At 65.1% G+C, this 14,483-nt stretch carries 11 protein-coding genes and 1 riboswitch; of the genes, 7 read left to right on the forward strand and 4 right to left on the reverse strand.

Features of this window, described 5'->3' with window-relative positions; genetic code table 11:
• The first annotated feature begins 41 nt into the window (after positions 1-41).
• The 3 genes from AB7A72_RS10215 to AB7A72_RS10225 all read left to right on the forward strand — a co-directional run bounded on the left by AB7A72_RS10215 (position 42) and on the right by AB7A72_RS10225 (position 4,972).
• A complete protein-coding gene (locus tag AB7A72_RS10215; RefSeq protein WP_239808734.1) occupies positions 42-1,124 on the forward strand; it encodes an ATP-binding protein in 1,083 nt (360 codons plus the stop codon).
• A 48-nt stretch (positions 1,125-1,172) separates the two neighbouring features.
• A complete protein-coding gene (locus AB7A72_RS10220) occupies positions 1,173-3,734 on the forward strand; it encodes a DUF5682 family protein (protein WP_369459844.1) in 2,562 nt (853 codons plus the stop codon).
• A gap of 116 nt (positions 3,735-3,850) precedes the next feature.
• Positions 3,851-4,972 carry a VWA domain-containing protein gene (locus tag AB7A72_RS10225; protein WP_369460126.1) on the forward strand — a complete coding sequence of 374 codons (1,122 nt, stop codon included), beginning with the start codon at positions 3,851-3,853 and terminating at the stop codon, positions 4,970-4,972.
• A gap of 85 nt (positions 4,973-5,057) precedes the next feature.
• Here AB7A72_RS10225 and AB7A72_RS10230 read toward each other — a convergent pair whose 3' ends face one another.
• On the reverse strand, positions 5,058-5,792 hold the full coding sequence (locus AB7A72_RS10230) for an aspartate/glutamate racemase family protein (RefSeq protein ID WP_369459845.1): 735 nt from the start codon (positions 5,790-5,792) through the stop codon (positions 5,058-5,060).
• 15 nt (positions 5,793-5,807) lie between these two features.
• Positions 5,808-7,340 (reverse strand): NCS1 family nucleobase:cation symporter-1, encoded by a 1,533-nt coding sequence (locus tag AB7A72_RS10235; RefSeq protein WP_369459846.1) that lies wholly within the window; start codon positions 7,338-7,340, stop codon positions 5,808-5,810.
• A gap of 418 nt (positions 7,341-7,758) precedes the next feature.
• Positions 7,759-7,924, forward strand: a riboswitch (yybP-ykoY riboswitch).
• A 19-nt stretch (positions 7,925-7,943) separates the two neighbouring features.
• Here AB7A72_RS10235 and mntP point away from each other — a divergent pair.
• The 3 genes from mntP (at position 7,944) to AB7A72_RS10250 (ending at position 10,835) form a co-directional block, all read left to right on the forward strand.
• Positions 7,944-8,513, forward strand: a complete 570-nt coding sequence (mntP, locus tag AB7A72_RS10240; RefSeq protein ID WP_369459847.1) for a manganese efflux pump MntP — start codon at positions 7,944-7,946, stop codon at positions 8,511-8,513.
• Between the two features lie 442 nt (positions 8,514-8,955).
• Entirely contained in the window at positions 8,956-9,951 is a 996-nt protein-coding gene (locus AB7A72_RS10245; RefSeq protein WP_369459848.1) for a DUF808 domain-containing protein, read from the forward strand.
• A gap of 272 nt (positions 9,952-10,223) precedes the next feature.
• The gene (locus tag AB7A72_RS10250; protein ID WP_230773008.1) at positions 10,224-10,835 is read left to right on the forward strand and encodes an OmpW/AlkL family protein; all 612 of its coding nucleotides are present in this window, start codon (positions 10,224-10,226) and stop codon (positions 10,833-10,835) included.
• 87 nt (positions 10,836-10,922) lie between these two features.
• Here the strand turns inward: AB7A72_RS10250 and AB7A72_RS10255 are convergent, their stop codons facing one another.
• Together AB7A72_RS10255 and AB7A72_RS10260 are read right to left on the reverse strand one after the other, a co-directional pair.
• Positions 10,923-12,206 carry an O-acetylhomoserine aminocarboxypropyltransferase/cysteine synthase family protein gene (locus AB7A72_RS10255; RefSeq protein WP_369459849.1) on the reverse strand — a complete coding sequence of 428 codons (1,284 nt, stop codon included), beginning with the start codon at positions 12,204-12,206 and terminating at the stop codon, positions 10,923-10,925.
• Between the two features lie 115 nt (positions 12,207-12,321).
• A complete protein-coding gene (locus tag AB7A72_RS10260) occupies positions 12,322-13,413 on the reverse strand; it encodes a YeiH family protein (RefSeq protein WP_369459850.1) in 1,092 nt (363 codons plus the stop codon).
• Positions 13,414-13,577: 164 nt separating this feature from the next.
• Between AB7A72_RS10260 and AB7A72_RS10265 the strand changes: the two genes are divergently transcribed.
• Entirely contained in the window at positions 13,578-14,477 is a 900-nt protein-coding gene (locus tag AB7A72_RS10265) for a LysR family transcriptional regulator (protein ID WP_369459851.1), read from the forward strand.
• Positions 14,478-14,483: the final 6 nt, after the last annotated feature.

Consider the following 14,483-nt stretch of genomic DNA (forward strand, 5'->3'; position numbering starts at 1 on the left):
GCGCCCACCACGAACCTTTTGATCTCTACCGGAAGCACACCATGAGCCAAGTACTCCGCCAGCACGCCGAGCAGCAATTTGCCGAAGAACTGGATGCCTTGCAAAAGGCCGATGACCGTCCGCGTCCACCGAACTGGAAGCTCTCGCCCTGGGCCGTGCTGCAGTACCTGATGGGCGGCACGCTGAGCAATGGTTTTGAAGTCAGCGCCAAGTACATCGGCAGTCCGCGCCTGATGGAGATTGCCGTCTCCACGCTGGCCACCGACCGCGCACTGCTGCTGTACGGGGTGCCCGGCACCGCCAAGTCCTGGGTGTCCGAGCATCTGTCGGCGGCGGTGAGTGGCGACTCGACCATGCTGATCCAGGGCACGGCCGGCACCAGCGAAGAGCAGCTGCGCTATGGCTGGAACTATGCCCAGCTGCTGGCCCACGGCCCGTCGGAAAAGGCGCTGATCCCCAGCCCGCTGGTGCATGCGATGAAGCTGGGCAAGATCGCCCGCATTGAAGAGCTGACCCGTATCCCTGCCGATGTGCAGGACACCCTGATCACCGTGCTGTCCGAAAAGACCTTGCCGGTGCCCGAGCTCTCGACCGAGTTCCAGGCCGTCGCCGGCTTCTCGGTGATCGCCACGGCCAACAACCGCGACAAGGGTGTCAACGAACTCTCCAGCGCGTTGAAGCGCCGCTTCAACACCGTCGTGCTGCCCGTGCCTGCGTCGCAGGACGAGGAGGTGCAGATCGTCACCAAGCGCGTGGGCGAGCAAAGCCGCGCGCTGCAGCTGCCTGCCGAGGCACCGGCGCTGGAAGAAGTGCGCCGCGTCGTGCAGATCTTCCGCGAGCTGCGCCATGGCCAGACCGAAGACGGCAAGACCGTGCGCATCAAGTCGCCCAGCTCTACCTTGTCGACCGCCGAAGCGATCTCGGTGATCAACAGCGGCATGGCGCTGGCCGGCCATTTTGGCGATGGCGTGCTGCGTGCGCACGATGTGGCCTCCGGCCTGCTGGGCGCCGTCATCAAGGACCCGGTGCAGGACAGCGTGGTCTGGAAGGAATACCTGGAGACGGTGGTGAAGGAGCGCGCGGAGTGGAAGGATCTCTACCGCGCCTGCCGCGAGCAAATCTAAGCCGCTGACACCGTTCTTCTTCTGCCCCCGACAACGCTGACCGAGCCCATGGCCACTTCTGCTGACAACGTCCATTTCTTTGGCATTCGCCACCACGGGCCGGGCTGTGCGCGCAGCCTGGTGCAAGCGCTGGCGCAACTGCAGCCCGACTGCCTGCTGGTGGAAGGCCCGCCCGAGGGCGAGGCCCTGCTGCCGATGCTGCGCAGTGCCGAGCTGCGGCCGCCGGTGGCCATGCTGGTGTACATGCAGGACGAGCCCAGCCAGGCGGCGTTCTACCCCTTTGCCGAGTTTTCGCCCGAGTGGCAGGCGCTGCAGTGGGCGAGCGCGCAGGGGGTGGCCACGCGCTTTATCGACCTGCCCCAGACCCATGCGATGGCCCAGGACTGGGCACGGCGCCAGGCGCTGAAAAAGCCGGAGCCTGCGCAAGACGTGGAGGGCGAAGAGGGCGGCGAGGACGATGCGGTGGAGGCAGCGGACGAGGCGCCAGGTGATGCCGCCGAGGCCAGCGCCGACACGGCCCCCGCCGCGGATGTGGACAGCGATGCAGCGGATACCACTGCGCCCCCGCAGGCACCGATGCGCGACCCGCTCGACTGGCTGGCCCATGCGGCCGGCTTTGAGGATGGCGAGAGCTGGTGGAACCGCCTGGTGGAAGAGCGCGGCAACAGCGAAGCGCTGTTTACCAGCATCAACGAGGCCATGACGGCGGTGCGCAACGAACTGGGCGAGGAGGGCGAGGCCTGGCGCGGCCCCCACCATGTGCTGCGCGAGGCCCAGCGGGAGGCGCATATGCGCCAGTGCATCCGTGAGGCGGTCAAGGCCGGCTACCAGCGCATTGCGGTGGTCTGCGGCGCCTGGCATGTGCCGGCGCTGCAGCAAAGCACCACTGCCAAGGCCGACAGCGCCGTGCTCAAGGGCCTGCCCAAGGCCAAGGTGCTGGCGACCTGGGCGCCCTGGACCTACCGCAACCTGGCCAGCCGCAGCGGCTATGGCGCAGGCGTCACCTCGCCAGGCTGGTACGAGCACCTGTGGCAGTGCTACCGGGCCGATGCGGCCTTGGCGCAGCAAGTGGCAGAAGGTCTGCCCGTGCCTGCACGCAGCGCCCGCGATGCCGCCACATTGCGCACCGCAGGCTGGCTGACCCGCGTGGCACGGCTGCTGCGCGACAAGGACCTGGACTGCTCCAGCGCCCACATCATCGAGGCCACCCGCTTGGCCGAAGGCCTGGCTGCCATGCGCGGCCAGCCGATACCGGGATTGCAGGAGATCAACGAGGCCATCGTCACGGTGGTCTGCATGGGCGAGACCGCGCCGCTGAACCTGATCGACGACGAGCTCACCGTCGGCCATGTGCTGGGCACGGTGCCCGCCGATGTGCCGCAGGTGCCGTTGCAGCGCGATATCGAGCAGCAGCAGAAATCGCTGCGCATGAAGCCCGAGGCAGCCAGCAAGCTGCTGGCCTTGGATCTGCGCAAGGAGACCGACCTGGCGCGCAGCCATTTTCTGCACCGCCTGCGTTTGTTGGGCATTGGCTGGGGCACCCGCGCCGCCGATGCGCAGCGCAACCGCGGCACCTTCCGCGAGAGCTGGCAGATGCAGTGGGAGCCGGAGCTGGCCGTGCGCATCATCGAGGCCAGCGTGCATGGCGCCACCGTGGCGCAGGCCGCCACCGCGCGCCTGCGCGCCAGCCTCTCGCCCGATACCCCCTTGCCCGAGATTGCACAGGCGATTGACGACGCGCTGCTGGCGAACCTGCCGCAGCTGGTCGAGTCGCTGATTGCCACGTTGGCTGATCGCGCGGCCACCACCGGTGATGTGGCCCAGCTGCTGCAGGCGCTGCCGCCACTGGCCAATGTGTACCGCTACGGCAGCGTGCGCCAGACCGATACCGCCCTGCTGGCCACGGTCATCGATTCGCTGGTGCTGCGCGCAGCCATTGGCTTGCCAGTGGCCTGCATGGCGATGGACGAAGAGGCCGCTGCGGCGATGAAGGGCAACGTGCTGGCCGCGCACGAGGCACTGCGCCTGCGCGGCAACGATGCCCAGGCCGCCGTGGACGCCTGGCGCGCTGCGCTGCGCAGCCTGGCGATGGGCGATGCCGCTGCGGCCTTGCTGCGCGGCATGGCCTGCCGGCTGCTGCTGGACGAGCATCTGCTGGACAGCGCCGAGGTGGTGCTGCAGTTCAACCGCAACCTGTCGCTGGGCGCGGCGCCGCTGGATGTGGCCGCCTGGCTGGACGGCTTTTTGAACCAGCAGGCGCTGGTGCTGCTGCATGACGAGGCGATCTGGGGCGCCGTCGATGCCTGGCTGGCCGGGCTGGGCGAAGTGCAGTTTGCACAGATCTTGCCGCTGGTGCGGCGCAGTTTTGCCCACTTCAGCAAGCATGAGCGCCAGAGCTTGGGCGACAAGGCCCGGCGCGCGCCGGTGGCCGGTGCTGCCGCGCCAGCTGCGTTGGCTGCGGGAGATGACGATTCGCCCTGGGACGAGGCGCGCGCCGTGCTGGCCTTGCCACTGCTCAACACCTTGCTGGGGCTGGAGCTGCCGCCCGAGTTGCTGGCGCAGATCGCCGCTGCCTCGGCCCCCCGCAACGACGCCCCAGCGCTGGAGTGATGACGATGACGAATGCCACCCATTCCGCGCCAGGCCCGGCGCAAAACGATAGCCAAACCCTGGCCGCCGACGCGGCAGAGGCGCTGCAGCCAACCACCCGCTTGCAACGCTGGCGTATGGTGCTGGGCAGCCCGGCCGATGCCAGCTGCGGGACCGTGGGCGGGCGCCTGCAGGAGATGGACCAGGCGCTGGCCGCGCTCTACGAGGGCGACAGCCAGCTGGGCTCACGCAAGGGTGGCCGGGGCAATTCTTCGCCGTCGGTGTCGCGCTGGCTGGGCGATATCCGCAAGTACTTCCCCAGCCAGGTGGTGCAGGTGATGCAGCGCGACGCGATGGAGCGCCTGCAGCTGCGCGAGTTGCTGCTGCAACCCGAGATGCTGGAGAACGTGCAACCCGATGTGCACCTGGTCGCCAACCTGATGTCGCTAGGCTCGGTCATCCCGCAAAACACCAAGGCCACCGCGCGCCTGGTGGTGCGCAAGGTCGTGGACGAGCTGATGAAAAAGCTCGAAGAGCCGATGCGCAGTGCCGTGGCCGGCGCGCTGGACCGCAGCCAGCGCAACCGCCGCCCGCGCCATGCCGAGATCGACTGGAACCGCACGATACGCGCCAACCTGTGCCATTGGCAGCCCGAGTACAAGACCATCGTTCCCGAGACCTTGATCGGCTATGGCCGCAAGGCGCGCCGCCCGCAGCGCGAGGTGATTCTGTGCATCGACCAAAGCGGCTCCATGGCCAACTCGGTGGTCTATTCCAGCATCTTTGGTGCGGTGATGGCCAGCCTGCCTGCGGTCGCCACCAAGCTGGTGGTGTTTGACACGGCCGTCGTGGACCTGACCGAGAAGCTCGACGACCCGGTCGATGTGCTGTTTGGCGTGCAGCTGGGCGGCGGCACCGACATCAATGGCGCCGTGGGTTATTGCCAGAGCCTGATCAGCGAGCCGCGCAACACCATCCTGGTGCTGATCTCGGACCTGTACGAGGGGGGCGTGGAGTCAGGCCTGCTGCGCCGCGCCCATGAGCTGGTGGAGTCGGGCGTGCAGTTCATCACCTTGCTGGCGCTGAGCGACGAAGGTGCCCCCGCTTACGATGCCGCGCTGGCGGCCAAGCTGGCGGCCTTGGGCGTGCCTTCCTTTGCTTGCACGCCGGACGCCTTCCCGCAGCTGATGGCCGCTGCGATCCGCCGCGATGATGTGGCCGCCTGGGCGGCGACCCAGGGCTTCAAGACCAGCCAATAAAGGACAGCAGCGGCCAACAGCGGCCAGAAAAAAGCCCTGCGGAGCAGGGCGGTTGGAGTAAACAGGGAGGGGTGGTTGAAGACGTTCAGCGGCCCAGCGAATCGGGCAGCGGAAAGCCGGTAATCCGCTTGGCGCGCGGCGGTGCATAGGTGCGCACCTTGGAGGTCTTGAGGCCCAGGCGCACCAGCGATTCGGCAATCGTCACCGCTGCAGCCACGCCATCGACCACCGGCACGCCGGTGCGGCTGCGCACCTTGTCTTCGAGCTCGGCCATGCCGCCGCAGCCCAGGCAGATCACCTCGGCATGGTCTTCTTCAACAGCCTTGGCCGCCTGCTGCACGATGGCATCGACCGCGCGCTCGGGCTGGCTCTCCAGCTCCAGCACGGCCATGCCGCTGGCGCGCACCGAGGCGCAGCGCGCATCCAGACCGGCCAGCTTGAGCCGGTCTTCGATCAGTGGCACGGCCCGGTCCAGGGTGGTGACCACGGCGTATTTGTGGCCCAGGAACATGGCCGTCGATGCCGCTGCCTCGGTGATGTCCACCACCGGCACTTCCAGCAGCTCTTGCAGGCCTTCGCGGCCATGCTCGCCATAGCCGGCCTGGATGACGGCATCAAAGGGCTGGTCATAGCGCATGACCGCATCCATCACACCGACAGCGCAGAGGTAGCTCTCAAAATTGCCCTCCACCGACTCGGCGCCAAAACGCGGGGTGAGGGCGACGATCTCGGTGCCCGGTGCCGCTGCCCGGCGCGCCTGGGCGCCAATGGCCTCGGTCATGCTCTTGGTGGTGTTGACGTTCACGATCAGAATGCGCATGCAAAAAACTCCGTCTCAATGTTGGGCATGGTTCACGGCAATAGCCTCGCCGTCCTGGTCTTCGTAGTGCTGGCCCTTGGGGGTCAGCAGCCAGTAGAACAGGCCGCCGAGCCCGGCCGCAATGAACCAGGAGAAATGGGACACCGACTCCAGCGCCGGCAGAAAGGCGAACAGCAGCGCAATCAGCGCCGAGGGCACCAGGGCCTGGATGGCGCGGCGGTTGACGCCGTTGTGGTAATGGTAAGGGCCACAGTGGTCATCGCTGTACAGTGCAGGCACATGCACGCGCTCCTTGCGGATCAGCCAGTAGTCTGCCATCACGATGCCGAACAGCGGGCCCAGGAAGGAGCCCAGACCACCGAGGAAATACAGAATCACCAGCGGCGAATCGTAGAGGTTCCACGGCAGGATCACAAAGCCCAGGATGGCGCTGACCAGCGCCGCGCGGCGGAAGTTGAGCTGGCGCGGCAGCAGGTTGGCCAGGGCCAGCGCAGGGGCGACAAAGTTGGCCATCAGGTTCACGGCGATGGTCAGGATCAGCAGCGACAGGCTGGCCAGGATCAGCAGCGGCTTGTTGGGGATCTTCTCGACGATGTCGGTGGGGCTGAGGATCAGGGTGCCGTCGATGGCCAGTTGGCCGCCGGTCAGCACGACGACGATCAGGCCGAAGATCAGCATGTTGATGGGGATGCCCCAGAAGTTGCCCTTGACCACGGCGCTGCGCGAGGTGGCGCCCCGGGTGAAGTCACAGAAATTGAGCACAAAGGTGCCGTAGATGGCGACCCACAGCGAGGCCGCACCCATGATCTGCACCCACATTGCCCCACCGGTGCTGGGCTGGGGCGCCGTCCACTGGATCTTGCCGCCCGAGCTGTACAGCACCCAGCCGGCCAGCGCGATGAAGGTCACCAGAATCACCGGGCCGGCAAAGGCCTCGTACTTGCGGATGCTCTCCATGCCCCAGCAGGCAATCATCGTCTGCACCACCCACAGCAGGCTGAAGCTGATCCAGCCCAGCACCGGCAGGCCCAGCACCTGGTGTGCCAGCAGCGCCTGCAGGCTGGGGAAGAGGGTGATCAGCAGCACATCGAGCACCTTGGAGGCCAGGTAGGTCTGGATGCCGAACCAGGCAATCGCGACGCCGCCCCGGATCAGCGCCGGGATCTGCGCCCCCCGGGTGCCAAAGCTGATGCGGCTCATCACTGGAAAGGGCACGCCCGTCTTGGGGCCCATGAAGCCCGACAAGGTCAGCAGCACAAACAGCAGTGCGGCGCCCATCATCAGCGCCGTCAGAATCTGCCAGCCGCCCAGGCCCAGCGCAAACAGGCCGATGGCAAAGGCATAGTTGCCCAGGCTGTGCACATCATTGGCCCACAGCGTGAACAGGCTGTAAGCGCCCCAGGATCGGCTGTCTTTCCGGGTGGGTGCCAGGTCCTTGTTGTAGAGCGAGGGGCATACACCGGCGGGCAAATCGGTGGTGGCTGCGGGCCGCTGCTGGGCGGGGTTGAAGGCAAAGCCTGCGTTCTGGTCTGCTGCAAGATCGGTCATTGACATCCTTGGATCGGGCGCATCCAGGTGCGCCTTAGTAACGGCCTGGCGGCCTGATTTGTCTCGTCATGTGCGCGGGTCCATGCATGGCATGTGCAGCAGAGAAGCGGGGCCTCAATGGCTATGCTTTGTGTGCACATATGCATACATTAAGTGTATACAAAGCGTTCAAAAATGAACTAGGGCCAACCCTGAAAGGGCGCCGTTGCTGTTGCCTGGGAGACGCGTTTACCGGCGCTGCCAGAGGGCGCATCGGCGCATGCGAGTACATGAGGTTGCTCTTGTTTCGGCCTGTAGCTATCGGCCGTTTCGCTGCACCAACGCTTGGGCATCAGGCAGAAATGCGATCCATTTCTAAAGAGCCTGGCGCCTCTGGGGCCATGCGCCGCAACGCGCTGCGCAAGGTTTAGACTGCGGTCTCCCTTGGGGAGTAGCCTGCTTCCGCGCTGGAAGCGTCTGCGTCAACATACTCGGCATTTCACATGCTGTGGCGCAGACATCCGTTCTTCGGTTGGCGAGACCATCGGCATGCCAGCACGACCTCGGTCGGGCAGTGGTGGCATGCCGTTGTGCTCATGCCCGACTGTCCCAGAAGAACCTCCGATGAACGCTGCTTCCATTTCCCTGTTGGCGCTTGCCATGTCTACCGATGCCTTTGCCGCCGCAATTGGCAAAGGCTCTGCCCTTGTCAAGCCCCGTTGGTCCGAGGCACTGCGCACCGGCCTGATCTTTGGTGTCATTGAGGCCATCACCCCGCTGGTGGGCTGGGCGCTGGGCTACGCCGCTGCCGATTATGTGAAGGCCTGGGACCACTGGATTGCCTTTGTGATGCTGCTGGTGCTGGGTGGCCGCATGGTGCTGGGCGCTTTCAAAAGTGCCGATGAACCCGAGATGGGCCGCCCGGCGCGCCATGGCTTCTGGCTGCTGGTCGCCACCGGCTTTGCCACCAGCATTGATGCGATGGCGGTAGGCGTGGGCCTGGCTTTCCTGGATGTGAACATCACCGTGGTCGCGCTGAGCATCGGCTTTGCGACCTTTGCGATGGTGACCTTGGGGGTGATGGTGGGCCGTGTGCTGGGCCATATCACCGGCCGCTGGGCAGAGGCGGTGGGTGGCGTGGTGCTGATCGCGATTGGCTCGCTGATTCTGTACGAGCACCTGGTGGCGGTATAAAAGCAGGCCCTCTGCGGTTGCCACGGCAGAGAGCTTTGGTGTGCGGCCCTGTAGGAGGACGGCGCCAGACAAAACAAAGCCCCGCAGAGCGGGGCTAAAGTGAGAGAGATCAGTGAGCCTGCAATCGCTGCGGGTGCCGGGTTTTCAGTTCTGGCTCAACCGCTGGCAAGCTTCGCTGGTATCAGAAGCGGGCAGGAGCACGCTTACGGTCACGTTCGTCTTCAGGCCAAATAGCAAACACTTCAGTCATTTCAGTCCTTTCACCTTTCTGGTGTAGATGGGTGTACAACGGGCCGCGCGCTGAAGTGGTTGACAAGGCCTGCATAAAGTTTTGTGAACAACCTCCAACAAAACGTAGAAATCACCGTTTTACGGGGCTTGAGACGGCATTGCATTGTGAAATCGCTATGATTTGCCACCGAATTTGGATAGGGAGTGCGTAATGGCTGGTGCTGGTTTATTGATGTTGCTCGATGATATTGCGACCTTGCTTGACGATGTGGCGCTGATGACCAAGACGGCTGCGGGCAAGAGCACGGCCATCCTGGACGATGTGGCCACGCAGACCAAGGTGGCGGTGCAAAAGACGGCGGGGGTGCTGGGCGATGACCTGGCGCTGAATGCCGAGCAGGTGACCGGCGTCAAGGCCAACCGGGAGTTGCCGGTGGTCTGGGCGGTGGCCAAGGGCTCACTGAAGAACAAGGCCATTTTGGTGCCGGCAGCGTTGCTGATCAGTGCTTTTGCGCCCTGGCTGATCACGCCGCTGTTGATGATTGGCGGCGCTTTCCTGTGTTTTGAGGGGGTGGAGAAGGTGCTCAGCCTGTTCCACAAGCCCAAGCACACCCATGACGCCGTCAAGGAGTCAGAGCAGGCTGCACAAATGGGTGTAGCCCCTTCGTCGGTCAAAGCCGCCAACGAGAAGAACATGGACCCGGTGGCCTATGAAAAGGCCAAGGTGGCGGGTGCCGTGCGTACCGATTTCATTCTGTCGGCCGAGATCATGGCGATTGCGCTGGGCACCGTCGCCAGCAAGCCGATTGCCGAGCAGTTGGTGGTGTTGGTCGCTGTGGCGCTGGCGATCACCGTGTTTGTATACGGCCTAGTGGCCGGCATTGTGCGCATGGACGATGTGGGCATGTGGCTGATGCGCAAGACCAGTGCCGCCGCAAAGGCGTTTGGCCGGGGCCTGATCGCTTTTACGCCCTGGCTGATGCGCGGCTTGTCGATTGTGGGTACGGCTGCGATGTTCATGGTGGGCGGCAGCTTGCTGGTGCATGGCATCGGCCCGATCGAGCACTGGCTGCAGAGCACCGTGACCCCGATGGGCGGTGTGGTGGCCCTGCTGGCACCGACGCTGGTGCACGTGGCCGTCGGCGCGGCCATTGGTGGCCTGGTGGTGCTGGCGGTGGAGGCCTGGCACAAGTTGCGCAGGCACTGATCAGCAGCAGCGCCACATCGTTGGGATGCGGCTGCAGTAAAGACCTCAAGGCGGCATCGCAACAGCGGGCCGCCTTTTTTCATGGCTTGTTTTGTCTCGTTGATCTGGGTCAGGGCCGCCTGGCGCGCAGAGGAAGAAGATGCAGGGCATGGACAGCAGGCAGATCTGCCACCCACCTATCCGGCGCTTGGCGCTGGCCGGGCATGCAGATGCTGGCTCGTTTCAGCTACTTTTCAATCCATGCGAGCAAGATCGCAGCGAGGGCAATGATGATGAAAAAAATGATGTTGGCAGCGGCGGCTGTATGTGCAATGGCGTCGGGCGCCGCGATGGCGCAGGAGGCGCAAAGCCCCTGGCAAGTGCGTTTGCGTGCGGTGCACCTGGACAGCGCCAACAAGGACTCCACCGGCCTGGGTCTGTCGATCAATGACAAGACCATTCCCGAAGTGGATGTGACCTACTTCTTCACGCCCAATATCGCGGCCGAGCTGGTGCTGACCTACCCGCAAAAGCACGACCTGCGCTCTGACGGCGCCAAGATCGGTACGCTCAAGCACCTGCCGCCCAGCCTGCTGGCGCAGTACCACTTCACCAACATGGGCGCGTTCAAGCCCTATCTGGGCGCTGGTGTGAACTACACGCGCTTCTCGAACGTGAACTTCGCACCGGCGGTTGAGGCCGCGCTCGATCCATCGATCAAGAAGAACAGCTTTGGCGCCGCACTGCAGATCGGCTTTGACTACATGCTCGACAAGAACTGGTCGATCAACGTGGATGTGAAGAAGGTCTACATCAAGACCGATGTGCGCTCGGCGGGCACCAAGGTGGGAACCTTCAAGGTCGATCCTTGGCTGCTGGGTGTCGGTGTGGGCTACCGCTTCTAAACGGGGTCTGAAGCCGTCCACGGATCAAAGAGCACTGTGATTGAGCCGCTTGTTGCAAGCGGCTCTTTTTTTGCGTGCGACGGCCCCTCAGACCTTGGCCAGCGCCTGATCCAGATCGGCCAGCAGGTCATCGACATGCTCGATGCCGACGGACAGACGCACCATGCCTTCGCTGACGCCGGCCTTCTCCAGCTCGCCACTGTCGAGCTGGCGGTGGGTGGTCGAGGCCGGGTGCGTGGCCAGTGATTTGGCATCGCCAATATTGACCAGGCGCGTGAACAGCTGCAAAGCATCCAGAAAGCGGGCGCCTGCGGCACGGCCTTCGCCATCGGCGGCCTGGAGGCTGAACGACAAAATACCCGAGGCGCGGCCGCCCGACTGCTTTTGCAGAATGGCATGGTCCGGGTGGTCTGGCAGGCCCGCATAGCGCACCCAGGCGACCTTGGGGTGCTTTTGCAGGGTCTCGGCAATCTTCTGGGTGTTCTGGCAAATGCGGTCCATGCGCAGCGCCAAGGTTTCGATGCCTTGCAGGATCTGGAACGCGTTCTGCGGCGAGATGGCCGCGCCCATATTGCGCAGCGGCACCACGCGCGCGCGGCCGATGTAGGCCGCAGGGCCCAGCGCTTCGGTATAGATCACGCCGTGGTAGCTCACATCGGGTTCGTTGAGGCGCTTGAAGCGCGCCTTGTGCTCCGCCCAGGGGAAGGTGCCGCTGTCGACGATGGCGCCGCCGACGCTGGTGCCATGGCCGCCGAGGTATTTGGTGAGCGAGTGCACGACGATGTCAGCGCCATGCTCGATGGGGCGCAGCAGATAGGGCGATGGCACGGTGTTGTCGACGATCAGCGGCACGCCATGGCGGTGGGCCACATCGGCCAGCGCGCGGATGTCGGTGACATTGCCCAGCGGGTTGCCGATGGACTCGATGAACACGGCCTTGGTCTTGTCGTCGATCAGTGCGCCAAAGCTGGCCGGGTCACGCGGATCGGCAAAGCGCACCTCGATGCCTTGCTGCGGAAAGGTGTGGGCAAACAGGTTGTAGGTGCCGCCATACAAGGTGCTGGCCGAGACGATGTTGTCGCCCGCTTCGGCCAAGGTCTGGATGGCTGCGGTGATCGCTGCCATGCCCGAGGCCAGTGCCAGCGCGGCAATGCCGCCTTCCAGCGCGGCCACGCGCTTTTCCAGCACATCGGTGGTCGGGTTCATGATGCGGGTGTAGATATTGCCCGGCACCTTCAGGTCAAACAGGTCGGCGCCATGCTGCGCGCTGTCAAAGGCGTAGGCCACCGTTTGGTAGATGGGCACGGCCGCAGCCTTGGTGGTCGGGTCGGGCGAATAGCCTGCGTGAACGGCCAATGTCTCGATGCGCATGGTGTTGGAATCCTTTTTGTGGGCAGAAATATGCCTCCCGGTTGTAGCAGTTTTGTGCGGCAGACCAACGATTTTTTGGGTATGAGCTTATGAGCGCTCAGCGCCATCAACACGCTCAGAGCCAGGTATTGACCGCCAGCCCGCCCAGCACCAGCCAGACAAACAGCACCAGCCCCAGCAGCAAGGGCTTGATGCCCGCAGCCCGCACGGCGCGCACATGGGTGGTGAGCCCCAGGCCGGCCATCGCCATCGTCAGCAAGGCGTTGTCCCACTGCACACCGATGGCGAGCGCCTGCGCAGGGATGATGCCCAGCGAATGGATGCCCGCGACTGCGACAAAGCCCAACGCAAACCAGGGAATGGTGATCTGGCGGGCCTGCACGGCGCCACCGGCTGCCGGCTGCCGGACCGCTGCAGCGCTGCCAGGGCGCCTGGCCAGCCACAGCGACAGCGCGATCAGAAACGGGGCCAGCATCATCACCCGCACCATCTTGGCGACCACGGCAGTATCGGCCGCGCTGCTGCTGACGGCGCCGCCAGCCGCCACGACCTGGGCGACCTCGTGCACGGTCGAGCCGACCCAGAGGCCATAGCCGGCCTCGGTCATCTGCAGACTGGGTGCGAGCCATTGGTAGAGCACGGGGTAGAGAAAGGTGCCCACCGTGCCAAAGACCACCACGGTGGCAATCGCGACCGCCACATCATCGGCACGCGCCTTGGCCACCGGAGCCGTGGCCAGCACGGCCGCTGCGCCGCAGATGGCGCTGCCTGCGCCCACCAGCATGCTGGTGCGTGCATCCAGCCCCAGCCAGCGCCGGCCCAGCCATTGCGCCAGCACAAAGGTGCTGATGAGCATCAGCGCATCGGTCAGCACTCCGGCCAGGCCCACGGCGGCGATCTCCTGGAAGGTCAGGCGCAGGCCATAGAGGATGATGCCCAGGCGCAGCAGCTGCTGCTTGGACAGCCCGACCCCCGCTGCCGCCGGCGCCTGTACCGCGCCATAGACGGTATTGCCCACCAGCATGCCGATGACGATGGCCACCGTAAGCGCGCTCAGCCCATGGCTGCCGAACCAGGGCAGTGCCGCCAGCCCGCTGGCCAGCCAGGCAATGGCCGCGCACAGCAGCAGGCCGGGCGCCAGGCGTCTGGCGGTATCGAGCCAGTGGCCGTGGCGCAGCCGGGGGAGGGGGAGGTTTGCGAGTGACATGGGCGGTTCCAGAGGCCCTGGCAGGGCCGGAAGCGGCAGGCTGCTGGGCGGTATGAGGTCACTATAGAAATTATTCTTATATCTGTATAACGGATTGTTTGATTAAGTTCTATCGATAAAATAGGTAGATATAGGCCCATCAACCGACCGAGTTTCTGTTCACCATGCTCCATCTCAGCCTGCGCCAGTGGGAGGTTTTCTGCGCCATTGCCCATAGCGGCAGTACCGTCGCTGCGGCGCAGACTATTGGCCTGTCGCAGTCGGCGGTCAGCGCCGCCCTGCAGCAGCTGGAGGCAGGCCTGGGCGCGCAGCTGTTTGCGCGCAGCGGCAAGCGCCTGGTGCTCAACGACCTGGGCCGCAGCCTGTGGCCGCAAGCACAGGCCTTGCTGGAGCTGGCCTTGCAGCTGGAGCAGGCCACCCAGCACAGCGAGCCCATGGCGCCCGTGGTGCTGCGGCTGGCGGCCAGCACCACCATTGCCAACCATGTGCTGCCGGCCATCCTGGCGGACTTCATGCAGCGCTATGCCCAGGTGCAGTTTGAGGTGGTGATCGGCAATACCCGCGAGGTGGCCGATGCGGTCAGCGAGGCCAGTGTGGACCTGGGCTTTATCGAAGGGGTGAGCCACTGGCCGGCACTGGAGGTCCAGCCCTGGCGCGAGGATGAGCTGGTGCTGATTGCCGCGCCTGGCCATGCGCTGGTGGCGGCAGCAGGCCACGGCCCTGTCAGCGCGCAGCAGCTGGGCGCCTGCCGCTGGCTGTTGCGTGAGGAGGGGTCGGGCACGCGCGAGGCCGTGGAGTTCAGCGTGCTCTCCCAGTTGCGGGAATGGCCGATTGCGGCGGTGCTGGGCAGCTCGGAGGCGATCTGCACCGCCGTTGCGCGGGGGGCGGGCATCAGTTGCCTGTCGCGGGTGATTGCCCAGCCCTGGATCGACCGGGGCGAGCTGGCCGTGTTGCACAGCCTGTTGCCGCCGATGCGGCGGCAGTTCTCGTTGTTGCAGCGCCAGGGCAAGCAGCGCTCACCGGTGTTGCAGGCGCTGGTGCAGGCCTGTGAGGACGCTGCCTGAGCGCTG

Source organism: Comamonas sediminis (genome assembly GCF_041107495.1).
GTDB lineage: Bacteria > Pseudomonadota > Gammaproteobacteria > Burkholderiales > Burkholderiaceae_C > Comamonas > Comamonas sediminis.

Coding starts and splice junctions, on each gene's coding strand:
- AB7A72_RS10215 (WP_239808734.1), top strand. CDS start 42: ATGAGCCAAGTACTCCGCCAGCACGCCGAGCAGCAATTTGCCGAAGAA.
- AB7A72_RS10220 (WP_369459844.1), top strand. CDS start 1,173: ATGGCCACTTCTGCTGACAACGTCCATTTCTTTGGCATTCGCCACCAC.
- AB7A72_RS10225 (WP_369460126.1), top strand. CDS start 3,851: ATGGTGCTGGGCAGCCCGGCCGATGCCAGCTGCGGGACCGTGGGCGGG.
- AB7A72_RS10230 (WP_369459845.1), bottom strand. CDS start 5,792: ATGCGCATTCTGATCGTGAACGTCAACACCACCAAGAGCATGACCGAG.
- AB7A72_RS10235 (WP_369459846.1), bottom strand. CDS start 7,340: ATGACCGATCTTGCAGCAGACCAGAACGCAGGCTTTGCCTTCAACCCC.
- mntP (WP_369459847.1), top strand. CDS start 7,944: ATGAACGCTGCTTCCATTTCCCTGTTGGCGCTTGCCATGTCTACCGAT.
- AB7A72_RS10245 (WP_369459848.1), top strand. CDS start 8,956: ATGGCTGGTGCTGGTTTATTGATGTTGCTCGATGATATTGCGACCTTG.
- AB7A72_RS10250 (WP_230773008.1), top strand. CDS start 10,224: ATGAAAAAAATGATGTTGGCAGCGGCGGCTGTATGTGCAATGGCGTCG.
- AB7A72_RS10255 (WP_369459849.1), bottom strand. CDS start 12,206: ATGCGCATCGAGACATTGGCCGTTCACGCAGGCTATTCGCCCGACCCG.
- AB7A72_RS10260 (WP_369459850.1), bottom strand. CDS start 13,413: ATGTCACTCGCAAACCTCCCCCTCCCCCGGCTGCGCCACGGCCACTGG.
- AB7A72_RS10265 (WP_369459851.1), top strand. CDS start 13,578: ATGCTCCATCTCAGCCTGCGCCAGTGGGAGGTTTTCTGCGCCATTGCC.